The following is a 21,354-nucleotide window of genomic DNA, read 5'->3' on the forward strand; positions in this document are numbered from 1 at the left end:
CGGCTACTTGCGCTCGAGCACCTGGACCAGGACATGGTTCAGCTTCACCGTGCGACCCGCCTTGAAGGACTTCTCGATCGCCGCCGCGGTCTTCTCGTTCATGCCGGTGAGCGGCGGACGCCCGTCGCTGACGGTGGAGACCAGCCACAGCCGGTCGGTGCCCTTGAGACAGCTCGCCGGCTTGCGGCACTCGGTGGCGCCGTACGACCCGTTCTGCTGCGGGGTGAACTCCATGAGCACGTCCTTGGGAGCCTTGCGGTCCCGCAGTTCGTACGCCATGGCCCGACGCTCCGACATCCCGCCGTTGAAGATCATCCCGTCGCCGGCCTTCTCACCCGCGGCGACGACGTTCGCCGCGCCCCGGAAGTCCGGTTCCATCGGCAGGTCCTTCTTGGCGTCACCGATCGCCGGCCACGCCACGAAGGCGTACCCGGCCGCCACGGCCACGACCAGCAGCCCGCTCAGCACCTGTACTCCGGTCCCCCTGCGTGCCTCCGGGTCGAGTCTGCCGACGAGCCGGGTGAGCGCGGCGGCCACCAGCAACGTCCAGGCCGGGATGGTGAACAGCAGGTACCGCGGCAGGAAGAGGTGCAGCTGGTTGGCGGTCAGGAAGGTGAGGACCGGCGGCAGCACGGCCCAGGCGGCGAGCAGTACCGAGTACCGCCCTGCCACCAGCAGACCGGCCACACCGAGGGCCATCACCGCTCCGCCGGTGACCCACGAGCCGAACAGGGTGTCCGGGAACTGGGTCAGGTCCTTGGTGGTGGTGACGTTCCAGGCGATCTGCCCGCTCTGGCCGGTGCCCTGCGCCACCATCGGGAAGGTGATGGACAGCCCCAGCATGGCCGCACCGGCGAAGGCGTAGTGGGCGATGCGGTCGCCCCGCTTCTTGGCGAGGAACACGAGCCACAGGTGCCCGGCGAGCACCGCCATCGCCACCAGGTGGCTGAAGCCGGTGGCCGCGATGGCCAGCCCGTACAGCGTCCAGTTGCGCAGGCTCGGCTTGTCCAGCGCCCGGATCAGCCACAGGGTGGCCAGCAGCGCGAACATCGTCGCGAAGGCGTACGGCCGTGCCTCCTGCCCGTACCGGGTGATCGCCGGTACCACCGCGAACAGCAGCCCGGCCAGCACGCCGGTGCGCACCGCGAACATCCGGCGGCCCAGGAGCCCGACCAGACCGGCCGAGACCGCCATGGCGAGCGCCTCCGGCAGCCGGAGCATCGCCGCCGAGTCCCCGGCGACGTCGATCCACAGGTGCATCACCGCGTAGAACGGCGCGATCACGACGTCGATGCTGCCGATCAGCCGCCCGAGGTCGTGCCACGAGATCGTGGACGCCCACCAGGTGGCGTGCTCGTCACGCCACAACTGGCGCCCGCCGAGCCCCGGGACCACACACGCGGCCGCGACCAGCGCGGGCAGCACGAAGGCGAGCCACGCCGAGCCCCTGCCGGGGCCGTCGGAGGACCGGTGGTCGCCGGAGGACGCGTCCTCCTCGGGTTCCTGGGCGGCCGTCTCGTCGACCGATGGTGTGTACGCCGTCATCGCTTCACCCAGATCCGGTACGGCTCCTGTCCGCCGTCCCTGTCGGCGGGCCGCACCACGGCCAGCAGCCGGTAGTTCGCGTCACCGCGCAACGCCTCGGGAACGGAGGCGGCCCGCAGCACGATCGCGTCGTAGGAGCCCTTCTTCACCGCGGCCGCCAGGGCCGGACCGCGCTCGGCCTGGTGCCACTGGGCGGGCTCGGTGTGCGCCCGCAGGTAGTACGCGGAGATCTCCGGGTCGTCCGTCAGGTATGCGCCCTTGGTGTCCACGACCTCGCGCAGGGCGCCGATCATGGCGGCCGAGTGCGGCGGCCGGTACAGCTCGCGGCTCTGCGCCATGCCGATGACCAGGGTGGCGACGTAGATCATGATGCCGATCTGCGGGTACCGGAAGTGGGCGCCCATCATCCGCGAGACGCCGAGGCCGGCCATCGGGACCGCGAAGAGCAGTCCGAAGCCGACATGGACGTACAGCGAGCTGCCGTTGCCCAGCCAGGCCTGGTAGAGCGGGGCGAGCAGGGCGGTGGCACACATGGTCAGGCCGAGCAGGGAGCGCCGGACCGCACCCGGCGCGGAGCCCTCCGCCCACGGCATCTCGCCCATCCGGGCCCGCCGGATGAAGCCGACGGCGCCGATCACCGCGACGAGCAGGACGACCCCTCCCCACTGGGCGCTCTCCTTCAGCAGGTGGAAGGCGCTGTCGGTGCTTTGAACGTTCCAACCGCTCGGCGTGCCGACCAGCTGGACGCCCGCGAAGCACAGCGCGCCGGTGACCGCCGCGAACAGCGCGCCCCGCACGAAGGCGCCCGCGCCACGGAAGCGGTAGGCGGTCAGCACGGCGAGCACGGTCAGTGTGGGCAGGTACAGGGCGGCCGCGTACGCGGCGAACGGCGCCATGGCCGCGAAGGGTGCCGCGAGCAGTACGGCCGCGGGGCTCGACTGCCGGGTCCGGGCCAGCAGCCACAGGGCGGCGGCGAGCAGGAACAGCGACAGGGAGTGCAGGGAGGCGTACCGGCCGGTGAAGGCGGTCGACTCCAGCACGGAGTACATGGCGGCGGCCGCGAGACCGGCCCGCGCGTTGAACAGCAGCCGGGTGGCGCCGAACAGCAGTGCCGTGGCCCCGAGTGCCCACGCCAGGCTCAGCACCCGGGCCCCGGCGAGGCCGAGCTGGGAGACCAGCCCCGCCAGTTCGCCGTCGGACATCAGGAACTTCGCCTCCTGGGGGAAGGCGCTGCCGTCGAGCCGGAAGGACAGCCCTGCCTGCACGAGCAGGATCAGGACCAGGGCGCCCCGGCTGATCCACGCCGAGCGGCTGTTGTCGACCGACCAGGCCGACACCGGGACCTCGGGCAGCACATAGCCCGGCTCGGGCTCCTGCTCGGGTTCAGGTTCGACGACGCTGTATTCCGGGACGTAGTACTCGGCCTCGGAGCCGCCCGTGTAGGGACGCGCGTAGTACTGCTGGGCGGGAGCCGGCTGCTGATAGCCGTAGCCCTGCTGGTCGCCGTAGGTCTGCTGCTGTCCGTACGCCTGCTGGTCGCCGTAGCCCTGGTGCTGCTGACCGGTGTGGGGCGGGTAGTGCTGCTGCCAGTCCTGCTGCTGACCGGACTCCGGCCGGCCGCCGTCCTGGTGCGGGCCTGGTTCCGGCCAGCCGCCCTCCTGCTGATGGCCGGGCTCCGACCAACTGCCGTCCTGCTGCTGCGTCGTCATGAGCGCGGCACCTCGAATCCGAAGTCGTCGTCCGCGATGAGGCGCTTGAACTCGGCCAGCGCGAGCGGGCTGCTCTGGATGCGCCAGTCGGCCCGCTTGGGGATGTTGAACCACAGGAAGCCGATGACGTTCTTGTCGGCCTTCACACCGGCGAGCAGCGCGCGCACATCGGCCCGCCGCCGCTCCCCGGGCTCCGAGGAGGTCTCGCTGATCAGCACCGGCTTGTCGGTGAACGCGTCGATCTGGCTGCGCGTCGGGCCGTACAGGGTGTCGAAGGTGTGGGCGCCGGTCTGGGTCCAGTAGCCGACGACGCCGACCCAGTCGACATAGGCGTCACCGGGCCAGTAGGGCTTCAGCTTCACGGAACGCACCGGGTTGATGACGTTCGGGCTCCACACCCAGATCACGTTGGTGGCGCCGACCTCCTGGAAGACGTCGTGGATGTGCCGCCACGCCTTCACGAAGGTCTCGGGGGTGGTGTCCTTGGTGCCCCACGGGTACCAGTGGCCGTTCATCTCGTGCCCGAAGCTGATCGCCACGGGTACGTCCGTCTTGCGCACGCTGTCCGCGTACTTCTTGATGTACGCGTCCTGCGAGCCGTCGGCGATCTTGTCGAGGCCGGGCTTGAACGGCTCCCACGACACGTACATCAGGCCGCCGTCACCGAAGACGTTCTGCGCGCCCTTGGCGTTGAAGCCGTTGCCCCACGACGAGTAGGAGCCGACCATGTTCGGCTTCTTGCCGACGGTCTTCGCGAAGGCGTCCACCGGCTTCAGGGAGCTGGGCGCACCGTTCAGGGCCACCCCGAAGTACTCCTTGTCGGGGTGCAGAAGCGGCTTCACGTCGTACGGCAGCCCCGCCCCGGGTGCCTCGGAGGAGGAACCGGCGGCCGGTTCCTTCGCGGCCTGGGCGGCGGGATCGTCATCGCCGAGCAGGCCACAGCCGGAGACTCCCGCCAGGGACAGCAGCGCCACGCACAGGGTGAGCACGGACCTGCGGATCATGCGGGCTCACCTGCCGAGTGGTGTTCCTTGGGCTGGATGAGGGCTCGCGCGACGACCAGCGCGTAGAACAGTCCGGAGGACAGGACGAGCGCGAAGTCCGGCGGGTAGCCCGTGAACAGGCGGTACACGGCGGCGCCGACCCAGACCACGGCGGTGCCGCCGCTCCAGATCCACATGGCCAGCCAGAACCGGCGGGTCTTGTTCTTCTTGGCGCCCTTGGAGCCGGTCGGCTGCCAGCCCATGCGCTGCTTGCGCAGGATGTCCCAGATGGCGAAGACGTGCGCCCAGCCGTACATCATCCGTGCCGACCAGGCCTCGAGCCGGTACGGCGCCTTGTGCCACATCGGGAAGACGAGGGTGGTGTAGGCGATGCTGGGCAGCACCCACACCAGGTGCTTGACCTGGAGCATCTCGGGGCTGGTGAGCAGCAGCATGACGGGCACGAGCGGCGCGAAGAAGGTGAACAGCGCCGTGTGGATGTAGTAGAAGAAGCCCGACATGTAGCAGAGCCGGCTGGAGAAACGTATCGGCGCGTCCCAGAACTTCTTGCTGCCGAGCAGCGACATCGATCCCGAGCACCAGCGGTACTGCTGGTTGAAGAAGGCCCCGGCGGTGTCCGGGCACACACCTGTGGACAGCGCGACCGGCACGTACTTCAGGTCCCAGCCGAGCCCGCGCAGGTCGAACCCGGTGTGCACGTCCTCGGAGTGCTCGATGAGCGTCGTACCGCCGTTGGTCTCCAGCGCGGCCCGCCGGTAGATCGCACAGGAGCCGACACAGATGGCGCCGTCGCTGTTCTGCCGGGAGACCTGCACGGAGCGGTAGAACAGCTCCTGCACGGCACCGGCCCCGCGCTCGATCCAGTTCTGCGAGTCCAGCACCCGGAAGTACTGCGGGGACTGCACGATCCCGACGCGCTCGTCGGTCTCCATGTACGGCAGCAGCTCCTCCAGGAGGTCGGAGCGCGGAGTGAAGTCGGCGTCGAGGATCAGGACGTACTTGCCGTCGGACTGCCCGAACCCGAAGTGCAGATTGCCGGCCTTCTTGAACCAGCCGCGGTTCTCCCGGGTGCCGTAGCGGAAGCCGAAATCCCGGGCCATGGCGGCGAGTTCGGGGCTGGCGCCGTCATCGAGGACGAAGGGCACGCACACGCCGGGATACCGGTCGGCCAGCTGCCGCACATGGGTCCAGGTGTTGTGCAGCACCTCGATGGGCTCTCCGCACACCGGCAGGAAGACGTCGACGCTGGGGTAGACCGGGGGTCGCCAGCCGCGCACGAGCTGCTGGTGGTACTCGAAGTCGAAGTCGCGCGTGAAGCCGTTCACCTTCAGCGACACGAGGTAGTAGACGACGGTGAAGAACAGCGGCGGCGCGAAGATCCACATCAGCGGGCTGGCCTTGGCCAGCGCCACCTGGCTGACGGTGAGGCACCCGAAGCTGACGATCGAGGCGAGCGTCAGCACCCACAGGCGCCTCTTGACGTACGAGTACTTCTCCGCATGGGAGGGCGGCGCGGGCAGAAGCCCCATCGGCGCCTGTTCGGCACCACGCTTTCCTCCACGCCGCGCGGATCGATGCCCCCCGGCACCGGCCGCTCCGGACATGCGGGCAGAGTCAATAGATGACATTCCTACCCTCCGGGCCATGGACCCGATGTGTTCCCCACCCCAAAGAGCCCCTTTCGAACAAAGGGGCCAGACGGGAAAGGTTATCCGAGGGATGTGAATGACGTAAGGGCACAGAGGAGACGTATGTCCAACAAGTGCCTTTATGCGCCTTGTTTTTGTTGAAGAGTGAGGTAACCAACAGGTTTCACATCCGGACGACCCGGGCAGAGGGGTCCGGTTGTGCGCCTCTTGCGACACCCCTGTAGGCCTGAATACTGGCTGCGGATCATCGAGCAGCCCAGGGGGGCACCACATGACCGGTTCGAACACACGACGCTCCATCCTCAGATCGGCCCTCGCGGTGGGCGGTGTCGCCGCGTCCGCCACGGCGATGTCCACCGGCGACGCCGCCGCCGTGGCCGCGGACGCCGGATGGGTGAACGTCAAGGACCACGGCGCCGAAGGAGACGGCACCACCGACGACACCGCGGCGCTCCAGGCGGCACTGGACGCCTGCCGGCCGGGCAACGTCACCGTCCTCCCCGCGGGGGTGTACCGCACGAGCGCTCCCCTGCGCATAGGCCCGTACGTGACCCTTCAGGGCTCGCACGCCGGCGGTGAGGCCCAGCCGGGCGCCGAGAACCCGGTGGTCGGCATCCGCCCCCTTCCGTCGTTCACAGGAGACGCCGTCGTCGAGGTCCTGGACCGGCAACTGGGGGGCTACTCCCGCCCGGCCAACGCGCAGCGCATCTTCTCCCTGACCATCGACGGTTCCGACCTGCCCCGCTCCGGAGCGGAGATCGACGGCATCCGCGCGACCGGGCAGATCCAGCACCTGCAGCTACGGGACGTCCATGTCCGCTCCGTCACGGGCATCGGTATCAACACCTGGTACAACTTCAACGCCACGGGCGGGCCCCAGGCCCCGTTCTGCCTGCACTACGACCGCGTCTCCGTGCTGTGGACCGGCTCCCACGGCATCGTGCTGAACAACTCCACCGACTCCGTCTTTCACGACGTGTACGTCCTGGGGGTCGGAGGCTGCGGCTGGTGGATGTCGGGCGCGGGCAACTCCTCCTTCACCAGTTGCCGCGCGGAGTGGTCGAAGCTGCACGGATTCGACATCGAGTCCGTGCCCGGAGTGATCAAGATGGTGGCCTGCTCCACCGACCGCAACGGCTGGCACGGCATGTACGTCTACGCGGCGAACACCACCGGGGTCCTCATGCTGTCGGCCACGAATCTCACCCGGGACGGCAAGAACGGCGGGGCCGGCGGCGGCGGATACGCGGGCCTGGCTGTCGCGAGCTCCCAGTGCAAGGTCATCGCCGACGGCCTTGTCGTCCTCACGGGCAAGGACGACGACGGGACAGGGGTGGCGAGCCCGCAGTACGGCGTACGGGCCGACAACTCGGCCTACGTGGTGGTCAATTCGGGCCATCTCCAAGGAGTCTCGTCCCCCTGGCAGAACGGCACCGGCAACACGAAGTTCGCAAAGGGGACCCTCGTGGGTACCGGCTGACGGATCAAGCACCCTGCCGGAGGCGGCCGTTCAGCAGCGGCCCGCCTCGGCAGGGACCGCCCGCTCCGCGCCTCCTTGCTCCATGACAGAAGGCGTCGGCCCGCGCAGCCGAGACGGATGACGATCTCGACGCGAAGCACGCTTCCCCGGTGCGCAATCAGGTCAACCGGTGATAAGAACAACCACTCAGTCTTCACGTTTGCGCCGCATCTGTGACCGTTCCGGGCGCGGACATCAGAGGGGGGTCCCGATTTGTTCGGGTTTTCGATGTCCGCACGCGGTGGCCGTCACCGCAGTCGACGGCACACATGGCTGTTCTCCTTCGTGGCCGTGGCCACTGCGGCACTGATCGGCACGATGATCAGCCTGGTGGCGTCCTCGGCCCAGGCCGACCAGACCACCCAGGGCGTCGACAACCTGCGTACCAATTGGGACCAGGACGAAGGCGCGCTCTCCCCCGCGGTCGTCCAGTCCTCCGCGTTCGGCCGGCTCTTCGCCACCAAACTGGACGGGCAGATATACGCCCAGCCGCTGGTGCTCGGCGACCAGGTGATCGCCGTCACCGAGAGCAACACCCTGTACGGCCTCGACCGCACGACCGGCGCGATCAAGTGGAGCAAGAACTACGGCCCCGCGTGGCCGGCCTCGGCGATCGGCTGCGGTGACCTGGTCCCCAACGTCGGCGCGACCGCGACACCGGTCTACGACTCGGCCACCGACTCCCTCTACTTCACCACCAAGGTCGACGACGGCACCGCCACGCACCGTCACCCGAAGTGGCTGATGCACGCGGTGGACCCGGCCTCCGGAGCCGAGCGCACGGGGTGGCCGGTGACCATCGCCGGCAGCCCGGTCAACGATCCGGGCAACCAGTTCGACGCCTTCTACGAACAGCAGCGCCCCGGCCTGCTGTTGATGGACGGCGTCGTCTACGCGGGCTTCGGCGGCCACTGCGACGCGTGGCCGTACCGCGGCTATGTGGTCGGCGTGAGCACCACCGGACACAGCATCACCTCGATGTGGGCCGCGGTGACCGGTGCCAGCACGGGCGGCGCCGGAATCTGGCAGTCCGGCGGCGGCCTGGTCTCCGACGGTTCCGGCCGGATCTTCTTCAGCACCGGCAACGGCATCAGCCCGGCCCCCGGGCCCGGCAAGACCGTTCAGGGAACCCTGGCCGAGTCCGTCGTACGCCTCCAGGTCAACGCGGACCGCAGTCTCTCCACGGCCGACTTCTTCAGCCCGAGCAACGCCTCCACCCTGGACCTGAACGACCAGGACATCTCCTCGGGTGCCCCGATGGCGCTGCCGGACGGCTTCGGCACCAGTGACCACCCCCACCTGCTGGTCCAGCAGGGCAAGGACGGCCGGGTGTTCCTGCTTGACCGCGACAACCTCGGCGGCATGGGCCAGGGCGCCCAGGGCGGCGACGCCGCGCTGAGCATGTCCGGCCCCTACCAGGGCATGTGGGGACACCCCGCGTTCTGGGGCGGCGACGGCGGCTACGTCTACGTCGTCGGCAACCAGGGCCCGCTGCGCGCCCTCAAGTACGGCGTCCGCAACGGCGGCACGCCCGCCCTCACCCTCACCGGCCAGAGCCAGGACACCTTCGGCTACACCAGCGGCTCGCCCCTGGTCACCTCCGACGGCACGGACGAGTCCAGCGCCCTGGTGTGGATGACCTCCGCGAGCGCCGCCTCCGGGGCCGACGGCACGCTGCGCGCCTACAGCCCCACTCCCGACGGCAACGGTCTGCTCCCCCTGCTGTGGTCCGCGCCGATCGGTACGGCGACGAAGTTCAGCACGCCGACCGCCGAGCGCGGCAAGGTGTACGTCGGCACCCGGGACGGTGTGCTCTACGGCTTCGGCAGCCCCGCCAGGACCGCGCTGACCGCGGCCTCCCTCGACTTCGGCCAGGTCGGCGTGGGTGGCAGCGACTCGGCCGCGATGAAACTGACCGCCACCCAGGACGTCAGCATCTCCGGGCTCAAGGCTTCCGGCGCGTTCACGGTCGACCCGTCCGCCGTACCCACGCCCGAGCAGCCCAAGGCGCTGGCTGCGGACGCCACCCTGGACGTGCCGATCGCCTTCGCCCCCACGACCACCGGCGGCGTCAACGGCACGCTGACCGCGAACCTCTCGGACGGCCAGAAGCTGGTCTTCGCCCTCCACGGCGTCGGCACCCGGCCCGGCCTCGGGGCGGCACCCGCCGCCCTGGACTTCGGGGAAGTGCCCACCGGCAGCACCTCGACGCTGAACCTCCAGGTCACCAACACCGGCACCGAACCGGAGACCATCGACTCGGTCGACTCGCCCACCGGGGTGTTCAGCACCACGGGACTTCCGAGCGCGGGCACGGTCGTACCGGCCGGTGGTTCGTTCGTGCTCTCGGTCACCTACACGCCGACCGACGACCAGGACGACAATGACGCGCTGGTGATCAGCAGTAGCAGTGCCGGCGCCACCCACACCTTGAGCGTGCCGGTCACCGCGTCGGCCATTACCGGACAGGGGCATCTGGAGTTCTCCACCGGCTCGCTGGACTTCGGCAAGGTTCCGGTCGGCGGCTCGAAGTCGCTCTCGTTCACGATCACCAACACCGGCAACATCCCGGTGACGGTGACCAAGGCCAAGGCGCCGACGGGAGACTTCAACAGCCCGGTGCAGCTGTCGGAGGGGCTGATCATCGGTCCTGAGCAGACCGCCGTGCAGAGCGTGACGTTCACGCCCCGTTCGGCCGCGGATCTGAGCGCCTCCTACGAGGTCACCGGGACCGGGACCGACGGGAACGGCACCGGCCAGGGCGCCATGTACGTGCCGATCAAGGGCACCGGTACCGGCACCGCCACGACCACCTCGGTCAGCGACGGGCTGTGGCGGACCAACGGTTCGGCGGTGCCCGCCGACGGCGGGGGCGTCCAGCTGACCCCGGCCACCGCCAACCAGGCGGGCAGCGCGGTGTACACCAAGGCCCTGCGCACCGACGGCCTGCGGGCCACCTTCACCGCGAAGTTCGGCCCCGGCAGCGGTGGGAAGGGCATGACGCTCTCCCTCCTCGACCCCGCCCAGAACTCCGCCTCCGCACTGGGCGGGACCGGCGACGGCCTCGGCGTCGCCGGCCGGCCGGGCACGGTGATCGCGCTCGCCACCGGCTGGAACAACACGCTCCAGGCACAGAACTTCGTGGGCGTCGGCAGCAGTTCGGTCGGCTCGTCGACCATCGCCTACCCGTCACTCGTCAAACTCGCCACCTCCCTGCGCCAGGGCACGCACCAGGTCGACGTCCAGGTGGCCGCCGGCCATGTGTACGTCTGGATCGACGGGACGCAGGTGACGGACGCGACACCGACGCTGCCGTCCACCGTGCTCCTCGCCTTCACCGGTGCCACCGGCGACAGTGCTGACCTGCAGACAGTGAGCGGTCCGGTCATCGCCCAGGGGCCGCCGGCAGCCACCTCGCTCCACCTCACCGCCCCGAGCACGGGTGTCCCGGACCGGCCGCTGACCGTCACAGGCACCTTGACCTCGTCCGCGGCGCTTCCCGCGGGCCAGGTCGTGCACATCACGCGGAACGGGACAGCACTCCCCGATGTGACGACGAATGCGGACGGCTCCTTCACGTTCATCGACACCCCGCCGACGGAGGGCACCCACACCTACGCCGCCGGCTACGCGGGGGACGCGAACCATGCGACGGCGAGCACGACAAGCCTCGTCCAGGTGTCCAAGCTGCCCACCACCGTCACCCTCGCGGCCCCGGCCACGAGCACCCGCGCACAGAAACTGACCGTGTCCGGCACCCTCTCCGGCTCGCCCTTCGCCACCGGCGGGGTCGTCAAGGTGACGAAGACCGACCTCGCGAACACCTCCGGCGTCGCACTCGCCGACGCCAAGGTCGCCGCGAACGGCACGTTCACGTTCACGGACACCCCGCAGATCGGCGGCGCCAACACCTACAAGGTGGCCTACGGCGGCGACATCTCCCACAAGCCCGGCAGTCGCACGGCCACCGTCCAGGTGTCCCGGGCCGCGACGTCCCTGACCGTCGCCACCGACCACGCGACGTACAAGTACGGTCAGTCCGCGAAGGTCACCGCCCACCTCGGCACCACCTACAACAGCCGTACGGTGTCGATCTACGCCCAGCCGTACGGTGGCAGCAAGGTCCTGGTGAAGTCCGGCAAGGTGGACTCCCACGGCAACCTGGCCGGGTCCTACAAGCTCAGCCGCAACACCACGTTCAGCGCGGTGTTCACGGGTGACTACCGGTACGCCCCGAAGACCGTCGCCCGTGCCGTGCAGTCCTATGCGGGCGTCTCGCAGAAGCTGTCCGGCTACTACACGAGCACGCACTACGGAAGCACCCTCTACCGGGTCTACCACCGCACCGTCAAGGAGCAGCTCGACGTCACCGTCGCCCCCAACAAGGCCGGCCAGTGCATCAAGTTCCGAGTGCAGCGGTACTACAGCGGCGCCTGGCACACGCAGACCACCACGCCCTGCTCCGCCCTCAGTTCCACCAGCACCGGCCGCCACAAGATGGCCCTGACCAACTCCGTCAACAGCAGGTTCCGCATCGCCGCGGGGTACGTCCACAGCAGCCAGGACAAGGCCAACCTCAGCACCTGGGGCGCCTGGCAGTACTTCACCGTCAGGCAGTGAGCACGACCACGACCCGCTGAACGGCCCCGCCCTCGGACAACACCCAGGGCGGGGCCGCGCTTCTCCGGTCCTTGGCCGGCAGCCGGTTCAGGGCCCGGCCGCCGGCAACGACCGCCTGTTCCGCGCCTCCTTGATCCGCGCCGCCAGCAACTCGTCCGCCGGATAGCCGACCTCCTCCAAGGTCAGCCCCTGCGGCCGTACGACATGGACGGCGCTGTCCCGGACACCCGTGTCCAGCACCTTCCGCGGCCACTCCACGCCCCGGTGCCCGTCCCCCACGAACAGCAGGGCACCCACCATCGACCGCACCTGGTTGTGGCAGAAGGCGTCGGCCCGGACCTCGATCTCGACGACCCCGTCCGGCCGCCGCCGCACCCCGAAGTCGAGGATCTCGCGGATGGTCGTCGCTCCCTCACGCTTCTTCGCATACGCCGCGAAGTCGTGCTCCCCGACGAGGGACTTGGCGGCGGCGTCCATGGCGGCGACGTCCAACTCCCAGTCGTGCCACAGCACATGGTTGCGCAGCAGCGGATCCACGCCACCGGGCCGGTCCCCCACCCGGTAGACGTACCGCCGCCACAGAGCGGCGAACCGCGCGTTGAACGCAGCCGGAGTCTCCCGCAAGGACCACACCCGCACGTCCTTCGGCAGCCGCCCCGCCAGCCGCTTCAGCAGCTTCTCCCGATGCTCCGCCCACAGCGCCTCGGGCAGATCCACATGCGCCACCTGCCCCCGCGCATGCACCCCCGCGTCGGTCCGGCCGGCCACGGTCAGCTCGTACGTCACGTCCTTCGACCGCGTCACGGTCCGCAGCGCGTCCTCGATCTCCCCCTGCACGGTCCGCCGCCCCCCGGCCTGCTTGGCCCATCCGGAGAACAGGGTCCCGTCGTAGGAGAGATCGAGCCGGACGCGGACGTAACCAGGCTGAACTTCGTCACTCACCCCTGGATCCTTTCAGGTACACAAAAGCGGGCCCGTCCCAAGAAGGAACGGGCCCACTGAAGCGCCCCTTCAGGGGCGCGGGAACTGCGCGACCAGCCACGACGGACCGGCAGCCGAAGGACTACTTACGCGTCCTTGGCCTCTTCGTCGGCCTCGACCTCGGCCGGCTTCGCGTCCTCGACGACCTCAGCCGGAGCAGCAGCCTCGGCGTCCTTCGCGGCACGCTTCGTCGCGGCCTCGGCCTCACCCGTCGCGGCCTGAGCAACCGTCAGCGCCTCGACCAGCTCGATGACGGCCATGGGCGCGTTGTCGCCACGACGGTTACCGATCTTGGTGATACGGGTGTAGCCACCGGGACGGTTCTCGTAACGAGGGCCGATCTCGGTGAAGAGCGTGTGGACGACGCTCTTGTCCGTGATCACCTGGAGCACCTGACGACGGTTGTGAAGGTCGCCCTTCTTGCCCTTGGTGATCAGACGCTCGGCGTACGGACGCAGCTTGCGCGCCTTCGCCTCGGTGGTGGTGATACGGCCGTGCTCGAAGAGGCTCTTCGCGAGGTTCGCGAGGAGCAGCTTCTCGTGCGCGGCGCTGCCGCCCAGACGGGCACCCTTGGTGGGCTTCGGCATGGTGTCTCTCCTAGGTGTCTGCCCCGGCCGTATCAGGTACCGAGGTCAGTATCCGAGCGAGCGGGTTGCTCGTCGGAGACCCGCGCCCCAAAGGGGCGCGGGGCGGTGTCGATATGCGGCTACCGCCGCGCGAGCGCGACCAGCCACAACGGCCCCGCAGCCAACGACCGGCAGTCGGTCCCGAGCTCTTAGTACTGCTCGGTCTCGACGAACCCGGCGTCTGCGTCGTCGTCCGCGCCGAAGGCGTCCGCGGCGGCGGTCGGGTCGAATCCGGGCGGGCTGTCCTTGAGGGCCAGGCCCATGCCGGCCAGCTTCGCCTTGACCTCGTCGATGGACTTCGCACCGAAGTTGCGAATGTCGAGGAGGTCGGCCTCGGAGCGGGCGACGAGCTCACCCACGGAGTGGATGCCCTCACGCTTGAGGCAGTTGTACGACCGAACGGTGAGCTCGAGCTCCTCGATCGGCAGGGCGAGATCAGCGGCGAGGGCGGCGTCCGTCGGGGACGGGCCCATGTCGATGCCCTCGGCGTCGATGTTCAGCTCGCGGGCGAGACCGAACAGCTCGACCAGGGTCTTACCGGCCGACGCCATGGCGTCACGCGGACGCATGGCCTGCTTCGTCTCGACGTCGACGATCAGCTTGTCGAAGTCGGTGCGCTGCTCGACACGGGTCGCCTCGACCTTGTACGTGACCTTGAGCACCGGGCTGTAGATGGAGTCGACCGGGATACGGCCGATCTCCTGGCCCACCTGCTTGTTCTGCACGGCGGAGACGTAACCGCGGCCACGCTCGACCGTGAGCTCCATCTCCAGCTTGCCCTTGCCGTTGAGCGTGGCGAGGACGAGGTCGGGGTTGTGCACCTCGACACCGGCCGGGGGCGCGATGTCGGCGGCGGTGACCAGACCCGGGCCCTGCTTGCGCAGGTACATCACGACCGGCTCGTCGTGCTCCGAGGAGACGACCAGCTGCTTGATGTTGAGGATCAGGTCGGTGACGTCCTCCTTGACGCCCGGCACGGTGGTGAACTCGTGCAGGACACCGTCGATGCGGATGCTGGTGACAGCAGCGCCGGGGATCGACGACAGGAGGGTGCGGCGGAGGGAGTTGCCGAGGGTGTAGCCGAAGCCCGGCTCCAGCGGCTCGATCACGAACCGGGAGCGGAACTCGTCTACGACCTCTTCGGTCAACGAGGGACGCTGAGCAATCAGCATGTTGCGATCCTTCAGTCATGGACGCCCGCTATTTGACGTCCTGCTGTTACTGCAAGGGTACGGGCGGCACGCCTCCGAGGAGACGTACCGCCCGAAACCTAAGACAACCGTGCGTCAGACGCGGCGGCGCTTCGGCGGACGGCACCCGTTGTGCGGGGTGGGCGTGACGTCCTGGATCGAGCCGACCTCGAGGCCGGTGGCCTGGAGGGAGCGGATCGCGGTCTCACGGCCGGAGCCGGGACCCTTGACGAAGACGTCGACCTTGCGCATGCCGTGCTCCTGCGCGCGGCGGGCGGCCGACTCGGCGGCCATCTGCGCGGCGAAGGGGGTGGACTTGCGCGAGCCCTTGAAGCCGACGTGGCCGGCGGAGGCCCAGGAGATCACGTTGCCCGAGGGGTCCGTGATCGAGACGATCGTGTTGTTGAACGTGCTCTTGATGTGGGCGTGCCCGTGAGCGACGTTCTTCTTTTCCTTGCGGCGCACCTTCTTGGCAGCGCCCTGACGACCCTTGGGGGGCATCTATTAACTCCTACGGGGAGGTGGTCGGTCCTACAGCGAAGACCGCTGATGAAGCGTTGTCCGCTGAGGACTACTTCTTGCCCGGCTTCTTCTTGCCGGCGATGGCGCGACGCGGGCCCTTGCGGGTACGAGCGTTCGTGCTGGTGCGCTGACCACGGACGGGCAGACCACGACGGTGACGGAGACCCTGGTAGCAACCGATCTCGACCTTGCGGCGGATGTCGGCCTGGACCTCGCGACGGAGGTCACCCTCGGTCTTGATGTTGTTGTCGACGTACTCACGAATCGCGACGAGCTGCTCCTCGGAGAGGTCGCGAACGCGGGTGTTCGGGTCGATGCCGGTCTCGGCCAGCGTCAGCTGGGAGAGAGTCCGACCGATACCGAACACGTAGGTCAGGGCGACCTCCACGCGCTTTTCGCGCGGGATGTCAACACCGGAAACGCGTGCCATTCAATGGCTCCAGTTGATCTTCGGAGGTCTGACGCGGAACCTGCTCCCAGCCGCCGTCCTCTTCTCTCATGAAGAGTTGGTACGGACCGGGTCCTCGGCCTCCGAACCGAGGGTGTCGGACACCAGGTGTCCGGGCTCCACGTATTTACAATTCAGCTCGCGTCGCGCGAAGTCTCTGCGAAGGCAGAGGGTGTGGCCTGTGTGCGATCAGCCCTGGCGCTGCTTGTGGCGCGGGTTCTCGCAGATGACCATGACCCGACCGTGACGGCGGATCACCCTGCACTTGTCGCAGATCTTCTTGACGCTCGGCTTGACCTTCATTAGTGAGGTTCTCCGGGTCAGTGCCACCACCCCGCCGCAGCGGGATGCGGGCAAGATCTACTTGTACCGGTAGACGATCCGGCCACGCGTGAGGTCGTACGGAGACAGCTCCACCACGACCCGGTCATCAGGGAGGATACGGATGTAGTGCATACGCATCTTGCCGCTGATGTGCGCCAGGACCTGGTGGCCGTTCTGGAGCTCAACCTTGAACATGGCGTTCGGAAGAGACTCGACGACAGTGCCCTCGATCTCGATGGCACCTTGCTTCTTGGCCACGCTTCGCCCTTCGAATCGACTACCTTGATCGACTCACTTGCTTCCCCCTCAGGGGCGCATGCAGGCATGCGGGTGCACGAGAGCCGACGAGTCAGTCTACGTCAGGGCACCCGGAAAGACGAATCGAGGAAGGATGCCCCGCAGCGTAGATCGTTAAGCCAGCGGGTCGGGTGCGGCCGTGATGCCGTGCTCGGCGAGCTTGGCCCTGCCGCCGTCGGGGGCCGTCAGGACCAGCGGGCCCTCCTCGGTCAGCGCCACCGAGTGCTCCCAGTGCGAGGACCATGTGCCGTCCGTCGTGATGACGGTCCAGTCGTCGGAGAGGACCTCCGTCCTCGGCGTGCCCAGGGACACCATCGGCTCGATCGCCAGGCAGAACCCGGTGACCAGCTTCGGGCCCTTGCCCCGGCGCCGGTCCACGTAGTTCAGCAGGTGCGGGTCCATGTGCATCTCGGTGCCGATGCCGTGGCCGCCGTAGTCCTCGATGATCCCGTAGCGGCCGCCGCCGGGCTTCGGCTGGCGGCGGATGTAGGTCTCGATGGCCCGGGAGACGTCCACGAGCCGGCTGCCCTGCTTCATCGCCGCGATGCCCGCCCACATCGACTCCTCGGTCACCCGGGACAGCTCGATCAGCTCCGGGGCGTGCCCCGAGCCCACGAAGGCCGTGTAGGCGGCGTCCCCGTGCCAGCCGTCGATGATCGCGCCGCAGTCGATGGAGATGATGTCGCCGTCCTTGAGGACGACCTCGTCGGACGGGATGCCGTGGACGACGACCTCGTTCACGGAGGTGCAGATCGTCGCCGGGAAACCGCCGTACCCCAGGAAGTTCGGCTTCGCCTCGTGCTCCGCGAGCACCTTGCGCGCGACCTGGTCGAGATCCCTGGTCGTGGCCCCGGGCACCGCGGCCTCACGCGTCGCCGCGTGGATGGCGGCGACGACAAGGCCCGCCTCACGCATCTTGGCGATCTGCTCGGGGGTCTTGATCTGCACCATGCGGCGGGAGCCTTTCTGGAACCGGGGAAACCTGGCAGGGGGACGGGCGCCCTCAACGATACGTGCACCCACACAGCAGCCGCGGCCCCCTGGGAAGGGAACCGCGGCTGTCGTACTCGGGAAGAACCGCTACGCGGCGTCGTCCTCGCGCTTGAGCGCCTCCATGGCGCGGCCGGTGACGTCCTCCACCTTGCCGAGCGCCGAGATCGTGACCACCAGGCCCTGGGCCTTGTAGTAGTCGATGATCGGCTCGGTCTGCGTGTGGTAGACCTCCAGCCGCGTGCGGACCGTCTCCTCGGAGTCGTCGTCGCGCTGGTACAGCTCGCCGCCGCAGACGTCACAGACGCCGTCCTGCTTCGGCGCCTTGTACGACACGTGGAAGACGTGCGCCGAGTCGTTGCGGCAGATTCGGCGGCCGGCGATGCGCTTGACGACCTCCTCCTCGGGTACCTCGAGGTCCAGCACCGCGTCCAGCTTCATGCCCTCGGTCTGCAGCATCTCGTCGAGCGACTCGGCCTGCGAGACATTGCGCGGGAAGCCGTCCAGCAGGAAGCCGTTCACCGCGTCGGGCTGCTCCATGCGGTCCTTGGCCATCCCGATGGTGACCTCGTCCGGAACCAGGTTGCCCGCGTCCATGTAGGACTTCGCGAGCTTGCCGAGGTCCGTCTGCCGGCTGATGTTGGCGCGGAACAGGTCGCCCGTGGAGATGTGCGGGATCGACAGGTTCTGAGCCAGGAACGCGGCCTGCGTTCCCTTGCCGGCGCCCGGCGGCCCGACGAGGACGATACGCATCAGCGGAGGAACCCTTCGTAATTGCGCTGCTGGAGCTGGCTCTCGATCTGCTTCACCGTCTCAAGACCCACACCCACGATGATCAGGATGCTGGTCCCGCCGAACGGGAAGTTCTGGCTTGCCCCGAAGCCGACCAACGCCATCGTTGGTACGAGAGCGATCAGACCCAAGTACAGCGAACCCGGCCAGGTGATCCGGTTGAGTACGTAACTCAGGTACTCAGCGGTCGGTCGGCCAGCCCGGATGCCCGGGATGAAGCCACCATACTTCTTCATGTTGTCGGCTACTTCTTCGGGGTTGAAGGAGATGGCGACATAGAAGAACGCGAAGAAAACGATCAGCAAGAAGTACATGGAAATGTAGATCGGGTGATCGCCCTTGGTCAGGTTGGTCTCGATCCACGTCTTCCAGCTGGAGGTCCCGCTGGAGAACTGCGCCACCAGGGCCGGGATGTAGAGCAGCGACGAGGCGAAGATGACCGGGATCACACCGGCCTGGTTGACCTTCAGCGGGATGTAGGTCGACGTACCGCCGTAGGAACGGCGGCCGATCATGCGCTTCGCGTACTGCACCGGAATGCGGCGCTGGGCCTGCTCGACGAAGACCACCAGGCCGACCATGACCAGGCCGACGGCGATGACGGTGCCGAACTCGATCCAGCCGTCGGCGAGGGTGCCCTGCTTCTTGATGGCCCACAGCGCGGACGGGAAGGTGGCGGCGATCGAGATGAACATCAGGATCGACATGCCGTTGCCGATGCCGCGGTCGGTGATGAGCTCACCGAGCCACATGACGACGGCCGTACCGGCGGTCATCGTGATGACCATGACGATCGTGGTGAAGATCGCGCGGTCGGGGACGATCTGGCTGGAGACCGAGCAGGTGCCGAAGAGAGCACCGCTGCGCGCGGTGGCCACCAGACCGGTGCCCTGGAGGATGGCAAGCGCCACGGTCAGGTAGCGGGTGTACTGCGTGATCTTCGCCGTACCGGCCTGGCCCTCTTTCTTGAGGGCCTCGAGACGAGGGATGACCACAGTCAGCAGTTGCAGGATGATGCTCGCGGTGATGTACGGCATGATGCCGAGCGCGAAGATCGTGATCTGCAACAGCGCGCCACCGCTGAACATGTTGACCAGGCCGAAGAGGCCCTGGTTGCCGGAGGCCTCCGTCACACACTGCTGGACAGCCGTGTAGTTGACGCCGGGGATCGGGACATGGGTACCGACCCGGTAGACCACGATGATGGCGAGCGTGAAGAGCAGCTTCTTGCGCAGGTCGGGTGTCCTGAACGCCCGGGCGAACGCGGTGAGCACGGTGCCTCCTGCGACCCCCGCGCTACTGCGTCAAGGGTGACGGTCTTGAGGATCGACGAATGATGGGTACAGAAAAGGACAGTGCAGGCTACCTTACCGGCGACACAGCTCCCCGTGGAACGACCAACCGGGGATACCCCGTTTATGGGGTATCCCCGGTCTGGATCGCTCAAGTCATCGAGACGCCTGTGGTGTTCAGACGAGCTCGGTGACGGTACCGCCGGCGGCGGTGATCTTCTCCTTGGCGGAGCCGGAGACGGCGTCGACCGTCACCTGCAGCGCCACGGAGATCTCGCCCTGGCCGAGGACCTTGACGAGGCTGTTCTTGCGAACGGCACCCTTGGCGACGAGTCCCTCGACGGTGACCTCGCCACCCTCCGGGTACAGCGCGCCCAGCTTGTCGAGGTTCACGACCTGGAACTCGGTCTTGAACGGGTTCTTGAAGCCCTTGAGCTTCGGGAGACGCATGTGGAGGGGCATCTGGCCACCCTCGAAGCGCTCCGGAACCTGGTAACGGGCCTTCGTGCCCTTGGTACCACGACCGGCCGTCTTACCCTTCGACGCCTCACCACGACCCACACGGGTCTTGGCGGTCTTGGCGCCCGGGGCGGGACGGAGGTTGTGGATCTTGAGCGGGTTGTTCTCCGCCATGATCAGTCGACCTCCTCAACCGTCACGAGGTGGCGGACGGTGTGCACCATTCCGCGGAACTCGGGGCGGTCCTCCTTGACGACCACGGTGTTGATCCCCTTGAGACCAAGGGACCGCAGGGTGTCACGGTGGTTCTGCTTGCTGCCGATGTACGACTTCGTCTGCGTGACCTTGAGGCGAGCCATTACGCACCCGCCCCGGCACGTGCACGGAGAAGAGCCGCGGGGGCGACGTCCTCGAGCGGCAGACCGCGGCGGGCCGCGACCTCCTCGGGACGCTGCAGGCCCTTCAGGGCCTCCACGGTCGCGTGCACGATGTTGATCGCGTTCGACGAGCCGAGCGACTTCGACAGGATGTCGTGGATACCGGCGCACTCGAGCACGGCACGCACCGGGCCACCGGCGATAACGCCGGTACCGGGGGACGCGGGCTTGAGCAGAACGACGCCGGCAGCCTTCTCACCCGTGATCGGGTGCGGGATGGTGCCCTGGATACGGGGGACCTTGAAGAAGTGCTTCTTGGCCTCTTCAACACCCTTGGCGATCGCGGCCGGCACCTCCTTGGCCTTGCCGTAACCGACACCGACGGTGCCATCGCCATCGCCCACTACGACGAGCGCAGTGAAGCTGAAGCGACGACCACCCTTCACAACCTTGGCGACGCGGTTGATCGCGACAACGCGCTCAACGTACGCGGTCTTCTCGGCGGCAGCAGCGCCGCCGTCACGGCCCTTCCGGTCCCGCCGCTCGCCGCCACCGGCACCGCTTCCACGGCGCTGGGGTCCAGCCATTGGATTACCTCTCTCTTTCCGCTAGCTACGGAAGCGACTCAGAACTTGAGTCCGGCTTCGCGGGCGGCGTCCGCCAGGGCGGCGATGCGCCCGGCGTACTGGTTGCCACCACGGTCGAATACGACAGCCTCGACGCCGGCGGCCTTGGCGCGCTCGGCGACCAGGGCGCCGACCGACTTGGCCTGCGCGGACTTGTCGCCCTCGTTGCCGCGGATCGTGGTGTCCAGGGTCGACGCCGACGCCAGGGTGTGACCCTTGATGTCGTCGATGACCTGGGCCACGATGTGGCGGTTGGAGCGCGTCACGACGAGACGCGGACGCTCAGCCGTACCCGAGATGTGCTTACGGATCCGGATGTGGCGACGCTTGATCGCGGCACGCTTGTAAGCGTCGCCCTTGAGGATCTTCTGTCCGTATGCCATG

The 21,354-nt window shown here is 68.1% G+C and carries 20 protein-coding genes; 2 read left to right on the plus strand and 18 right to left on the minus strand.

The features are described from left to right. Positions 1 to 3: 3 nt before the first annotated feature. From ACFYRX_RS03865 to ACFYRX_RS03880, 4 genes are read right to left on the minus strand one after another with little or no spacing between them, the layout of a single operon-like run. Positions 4 to 1,545, minus strand: a complete 1,542-nt coding sequence (locus ACFYRX_RS03865; protein WP_389096335.1) for a glycosyltransferase family 39 protein — start codon at positions 1,543 to 1,545, stop codon at positions 4 to 6. Continuing rightward, positions 1,542 to 3,254 carry a hypothetical protein gene (locus ACFYRX_RS03870; protein WP_389096337.1) on the minus strand — a complete coding sequence of 571 codons (1,713 nt, stop codon included), beginning with the start codon at positions 3,252 to 3,254 and terminating at the stop codon, positions 1,542 to 1,544. Before ACFYRX_RS03870 ends, ACFYRX_RS03865 begins: the two co-directional genes overlap by 4 nt. Then, positions 3,251 to 4,258 carry a glycoside hydrolase family 26 protein gene (locus tag ACFYRX_RS03875; protein ID WP_389096339.1) on the minus strand — a complete coding sequence of 336 codons (1,008 nt, stop codon included), beginning with the start codon at positions 4,256 to 4,258 and terminating at the stop codon, positions 3,251 to 3,253. Before ACFYRX_RS03875 ends, ACFYRX_RS03870 begins: the two co-directional genes overlap by 4 nt. Beyond that, positions 4,255 to 5,787 carry a glycosyltransferase family 2 protein gene (locus tag ACFYRX_RS03880; RefSeq protein WP_389096341.1) on the minus strand — a complete coding sequence of 511 codons (1,533 nt, stop codon included), beginning with the start codon at positions 5,785 to 5,787 and terminating at the stop codon, positions 4,255 to 4,257. The genes ACFYRX_RS03875 and ACFYRX_RS03880 overlap by 4 nt, the downstream gene beginning before the upstream one ends. A gap of 391 nt (positions 5,788 to 6,178) precedes the next feature. Between ACFYRX_RS03880 and ACFYRX_RS03885 the strand changes: the two genes are divergently transcribed. After that, positions 6,179 to 7,387: a glycosyl hydrolase family 28-related protein gene (locus tag ACFYRX_RS03885; RefSeq protein ID WP_389096343.1), complete on the plus strand. Its 1,209-nt coding sequence runs from the start codon at positions 6,179 to 6,181 to the stop codon at positions 7,385 to 7,387. Positions 7,388 to 7,654: 267 nt separating this feature from the next. After that, positions 7,655 to 12,046, plus strand: a complete 4,392-nt coding sequence (locus tag ACFYRX_RS03890) for a choice-of-anchor D domain-containing protein (RefSeq protein ID WP_389096345.1) — start codon at positions 7,655 to 7,657, stop codon at positions 12,044 to 12,046. A gap of 87 nt (positions 12,047 to 12,133) precedes the next feature. Here the strand turns inward: ACFYRX_RS03890 and truA are convergent, their stop codons facing one another. The 14 genes from truA to rplR all read right to left on the minus strand — a co-directional run bounded on the left by truA (position 12,134) and on the right by rplR (position 21,353). Beyond that, positions 12,134 to 12,988, minus strand: a complete 855-nt coding sequence (gene truA / locus ACFYRX_RS03895) for a tRNA pseudouridine(38-40) synthase TruA (protein ID WP_389096347.1) — start codon at positions 12,986 to 12,988, stop codon at positions 12,134 to 12,136. Between the two features lie 125 nt (positions 12,989 to 13,113). Beyond that, complete coding sequence (gene rplQ / locus ACFYRX_RS03900) at positions 13,114 to 13,614, minus strand: 50S ribosomal protein L17 (protein WP_389096349.1); 501 nt, start codon at positions 13,612 to 13,614, stop codon at positions 13,114 to 13,116. 188 nt (positions 13,615 to 13,802) lie between these two features. Then, a complete protein-coding gene (locus ACFYRX_RS03905) occupies positions 13,803 to 14,825 on the minus strand; it encodes a DNA-directed RNA polymerase subunit alpha (protein WP_003966937.1) in 1,023 nt (340 codons plus the stop codon). Between the two features lie 114 nt (positions 14,826 to 14,939). Beyond that, entirely contained in the window at positions 14,940 to 15,344 is a 405-nt protein-coding gene (gene rpsK, locus ACFYRX_RS03910; protein WP_003956432.1) for a 30S ribosomal protein S11, read from the minus strand. Between the two features lie 70 nt (positions 15,345 to 15,414). Continuing rightward, complete coding sequence (gene rpsM, locus ACFYRX_RS03915) at positions 15,415 to 15,795, minus strand: 30S ribosomal protein S13 (RefSeq protein ID WP_053753917.1); 381 nt, start codon at positions 15,793 to 15,795, stop codon at positions 15,415 to 15,417. Positions 15,796 to 16,002: 207 nt separating this feature from the next. Then, complete coding sequence (rpmJ, locus tag ACFYRX_RS03920) at positions 16,003 to 16,116, minus strand: 50S ribosomal protein L36 (RefSeq protein WP_003998809.1); 114 nt, start codon at positions 16,114 to 16,116, stop codon at positions 16,003 to 16,005. Between the two features lie 57 nt (positions 16,117 to 16,173). After that, positions 16,174 to 16,395 carry a translation initiation factor IF-1 gene (gene infA / locus ACFYRX_RS03925; protein ID WP_003948620.1) on the minus strand — a complete coding sequence of 74 codons (222 nt, stop codon included), beginning with the start codon at positions 16,393 to 16,395 and terminating at the stop codon, positions 16,174 to 16,176. 153 nt (positions 16,396 to 16,548) lie between these two features. Next, the gene (map, locus tag ACFYRX_RS03930; protein ID WP_389096352.1) at positions 16,549 to 17,385 is read right to left on the minus strand and encodes a type I methionyl aminopeptidase; all 837 of its coding nucleotides are present in this window, start codon (positions 17,383 to 17,385) and stop codon (positions 16,549 to 16,551) included. A gap of 129 nt (positions 17,386 to 17,514) precedes the next feature. After that, complete coding sequence (locus tag ACFYRX_RS03935) at positions 17,515 to 18,177, minus strand: adenylate kinase (protein ID WP_389096354.1); 663 nt, start codon at positions 18,175 to 18,177, stop codon at positions 17,515 to 17,517. After that, complete coding sequence (secY, locus tag ACFYRX_RS03940) at positions 18,177 to 19,490, minus strand: preprotein translocase subunit SecY (protein ID WP_389096356.1); 1,314 nt, start codon at positions 19,488 to 19,490, stop codon at positions 18,177 to 18,179. Before secY ends, ACFYRX_RS03935 begins: the two co-directional genes overlap by 1 nt. Positions 19,491 to 19,685: 195 nt before the next feature. Next, complete coding sequence (gene rplO / locus ACFYRX_RS03945; protein ID WP_053746341.1) at positions 19,686 to 20,141, minus strand: 50S ribosomal protein L15; 456 nt, start codon at positions 20,139 to 20,141, stop codon at positions 19,686 to 19,688. 2 nt (positions 20,142 to 20,143) lie between these two features. Then, a complete protein-coding gene (gene rpmD / locus ACFYRX_RS03950) occupies positions 20,144 to 20,326 on the minus strand; it encodes a 50S ribosomal protein L30 (protein ID WP_006376032.1) in 183 nt (60 codons plus the stop codon). Next, the gene (gene rpsE / locus ACFYRX_RS03955; RefSeq protein WP_389096359.1) at positions 20,326 to 20,931 is read right to left on the minus strand and encodes a 30S ribosomal protein S5; all 606 of its coding nucleotides are present in this window, start codon (positions 20,929 to 20,931) and stop codon (positions 20,326 to 20,328) included. The genes rpmD and rpsE overlap by 1 nt, the downstream gene beginning before the upstream one ends. A 38-nt stretch (positions 20,932 to 20,969) precedes the next feature. Beyond that, positions 20,970 to 21,353 carry a 50S ribosomal protein L18 gene (gene rplR / locus ACFYRX_RS03960; protein WP_057607911.1) on the minus strand — a complete coding sequence of 128 codons (384 nt, stop codon included), beginning with the start codon at positions 21,351 to 21,353 and terminating at the stop codon, positions 20,970 to 20,972. Position 21,354: the final 1 nt, after the last annotated feature.

The organism is Streptomyces sp. NPDC005374, from assembly GCF_042872225.1.
Taxonomy (GTDB): domain Bacteria; phylum Actinomycetota; class Actinomycetes; order Streptomycetales; family Streptomycetaceae; genus Streptomyces.

Bases quoted from the DNA above. Each gene is read 5' to 3' on its own strand.
- ACFYRX_RS03865 (WP_389096335.1), bottom strand. From the start codon at position 1,545: ATGACGGCGTACACACCATCGGTCGACGAGACGGCCGCCCAGGAACCC.
- ACFYRX_RS03870 (WP_389096337.1), bottom strand. From the start codon at position 3,254: ATGACGACGCAGCAGCAGGACGGCAGTTGGTCGGAGCCCGGCCATCAG.
- ACFYRX_RS03875 (WP_389096339.1), bottom strand. From the start codon at position 4,258: ATGATCCGCAGGTCCGTGCTCACCCTGTGCGTGGCGCTGCTGTCCCTG.
- ACFYRX_RS03880 (WP_389096341.1), bottom strand. From the start codon at position 5,787: ATGGGGCTTCTGCCCGCGCCGCCCTCCCATGCGGAGAAGTACTCGTAC.
- ACFYRX_RS03885 (WP_389096343.1), top strand. From the start codon at position 6,179: ATGACCGGTTCGAACACACGACGCTCCATCCTCAGATCGGCCCTCGCG.
- ACFYRX_RS03890 (WP_389096345.1), top strand. From the start codon at position 7,655: ATGTCCGCACGCGGTGGCCGTCACCGCAGTCGACGGCACACATGGCTG.
- rplQ (WP_389096349.1), bottom strand. From the start codon at position 13,614: ATGCCGAAGCCCACCAAGGGTGCCCGTCTGGGCGGCAGCGCCGCGCAC.
- ACFYRX_RS03905 (WP_003966937.1), bottom strand. From the start codon at position 14,825: ATGCTGATTGCTCAGCGTCCCTCGTTGACCGAAGAGGTCGTAGACGAG.
- rpsK (WP_003956432.1), bottom strand. From the start codon at position 15,344: ATGCCCCCCAAGGGTCGTCAGGGCGCTGCCAAGAAGGTGCGCCGCAAG.
- rpsM (WP_053753917.1), bottom strand. From the start codon at position 15,795: ATGGCACGCGTTTCCGGTGTTGACATCCCGCGCGAAAAGCGCGTGGAG.
- rpmJ (WP_003998809.1), bottom strand. From the start codon at position 16,116: ATGAAGGTCAAGCCGAGCGTCAAGAAGATCTGCGACAAGTGCAGGGTG.
- map (WP_389096352.1), bottom strand. From the start codon at position 17,385: ATGGTGCAGATCAAGACCCCCGAGCAGATCGCCAAGATGCGTGAGGCG.
- ACFYRX_RS03935 (WP_389096354.1), bottom strand. From the start codon at position 18,177: ATGCGTATCGTCCTCGTCGGGCCGCCGGGCGCCGGCAAGGGAACGCAG.
- rplO (WP_053746341.1), bottom strand. From the start codon at position 20,141: ATGGCGGAGAACAACCCGCTCAAGATCCACAACCTCCGTCCCGCCCCG.
- rpmD (WP_006376032.1), bottom strand. From the start codon at position 20,326: ATGGCTCGCCTCAAGGTCACGCAGACGAAGTCGTACATCGGCAGCAAG.
- rpsE (WP_389096359.1), bottom strand. From the start codon at position 20,931: ATGGCTGGACCCCAGCGCCGTGGAAGCGGTGCCGGTGGCGGCGAGCGG.
- rplR (WP_057607911.1), bottom strand. From the start codon at position 21,353: ATGGCATACGGACAGAAGATCCTCAAGGGCGACGCTTACAAGCGTGCC.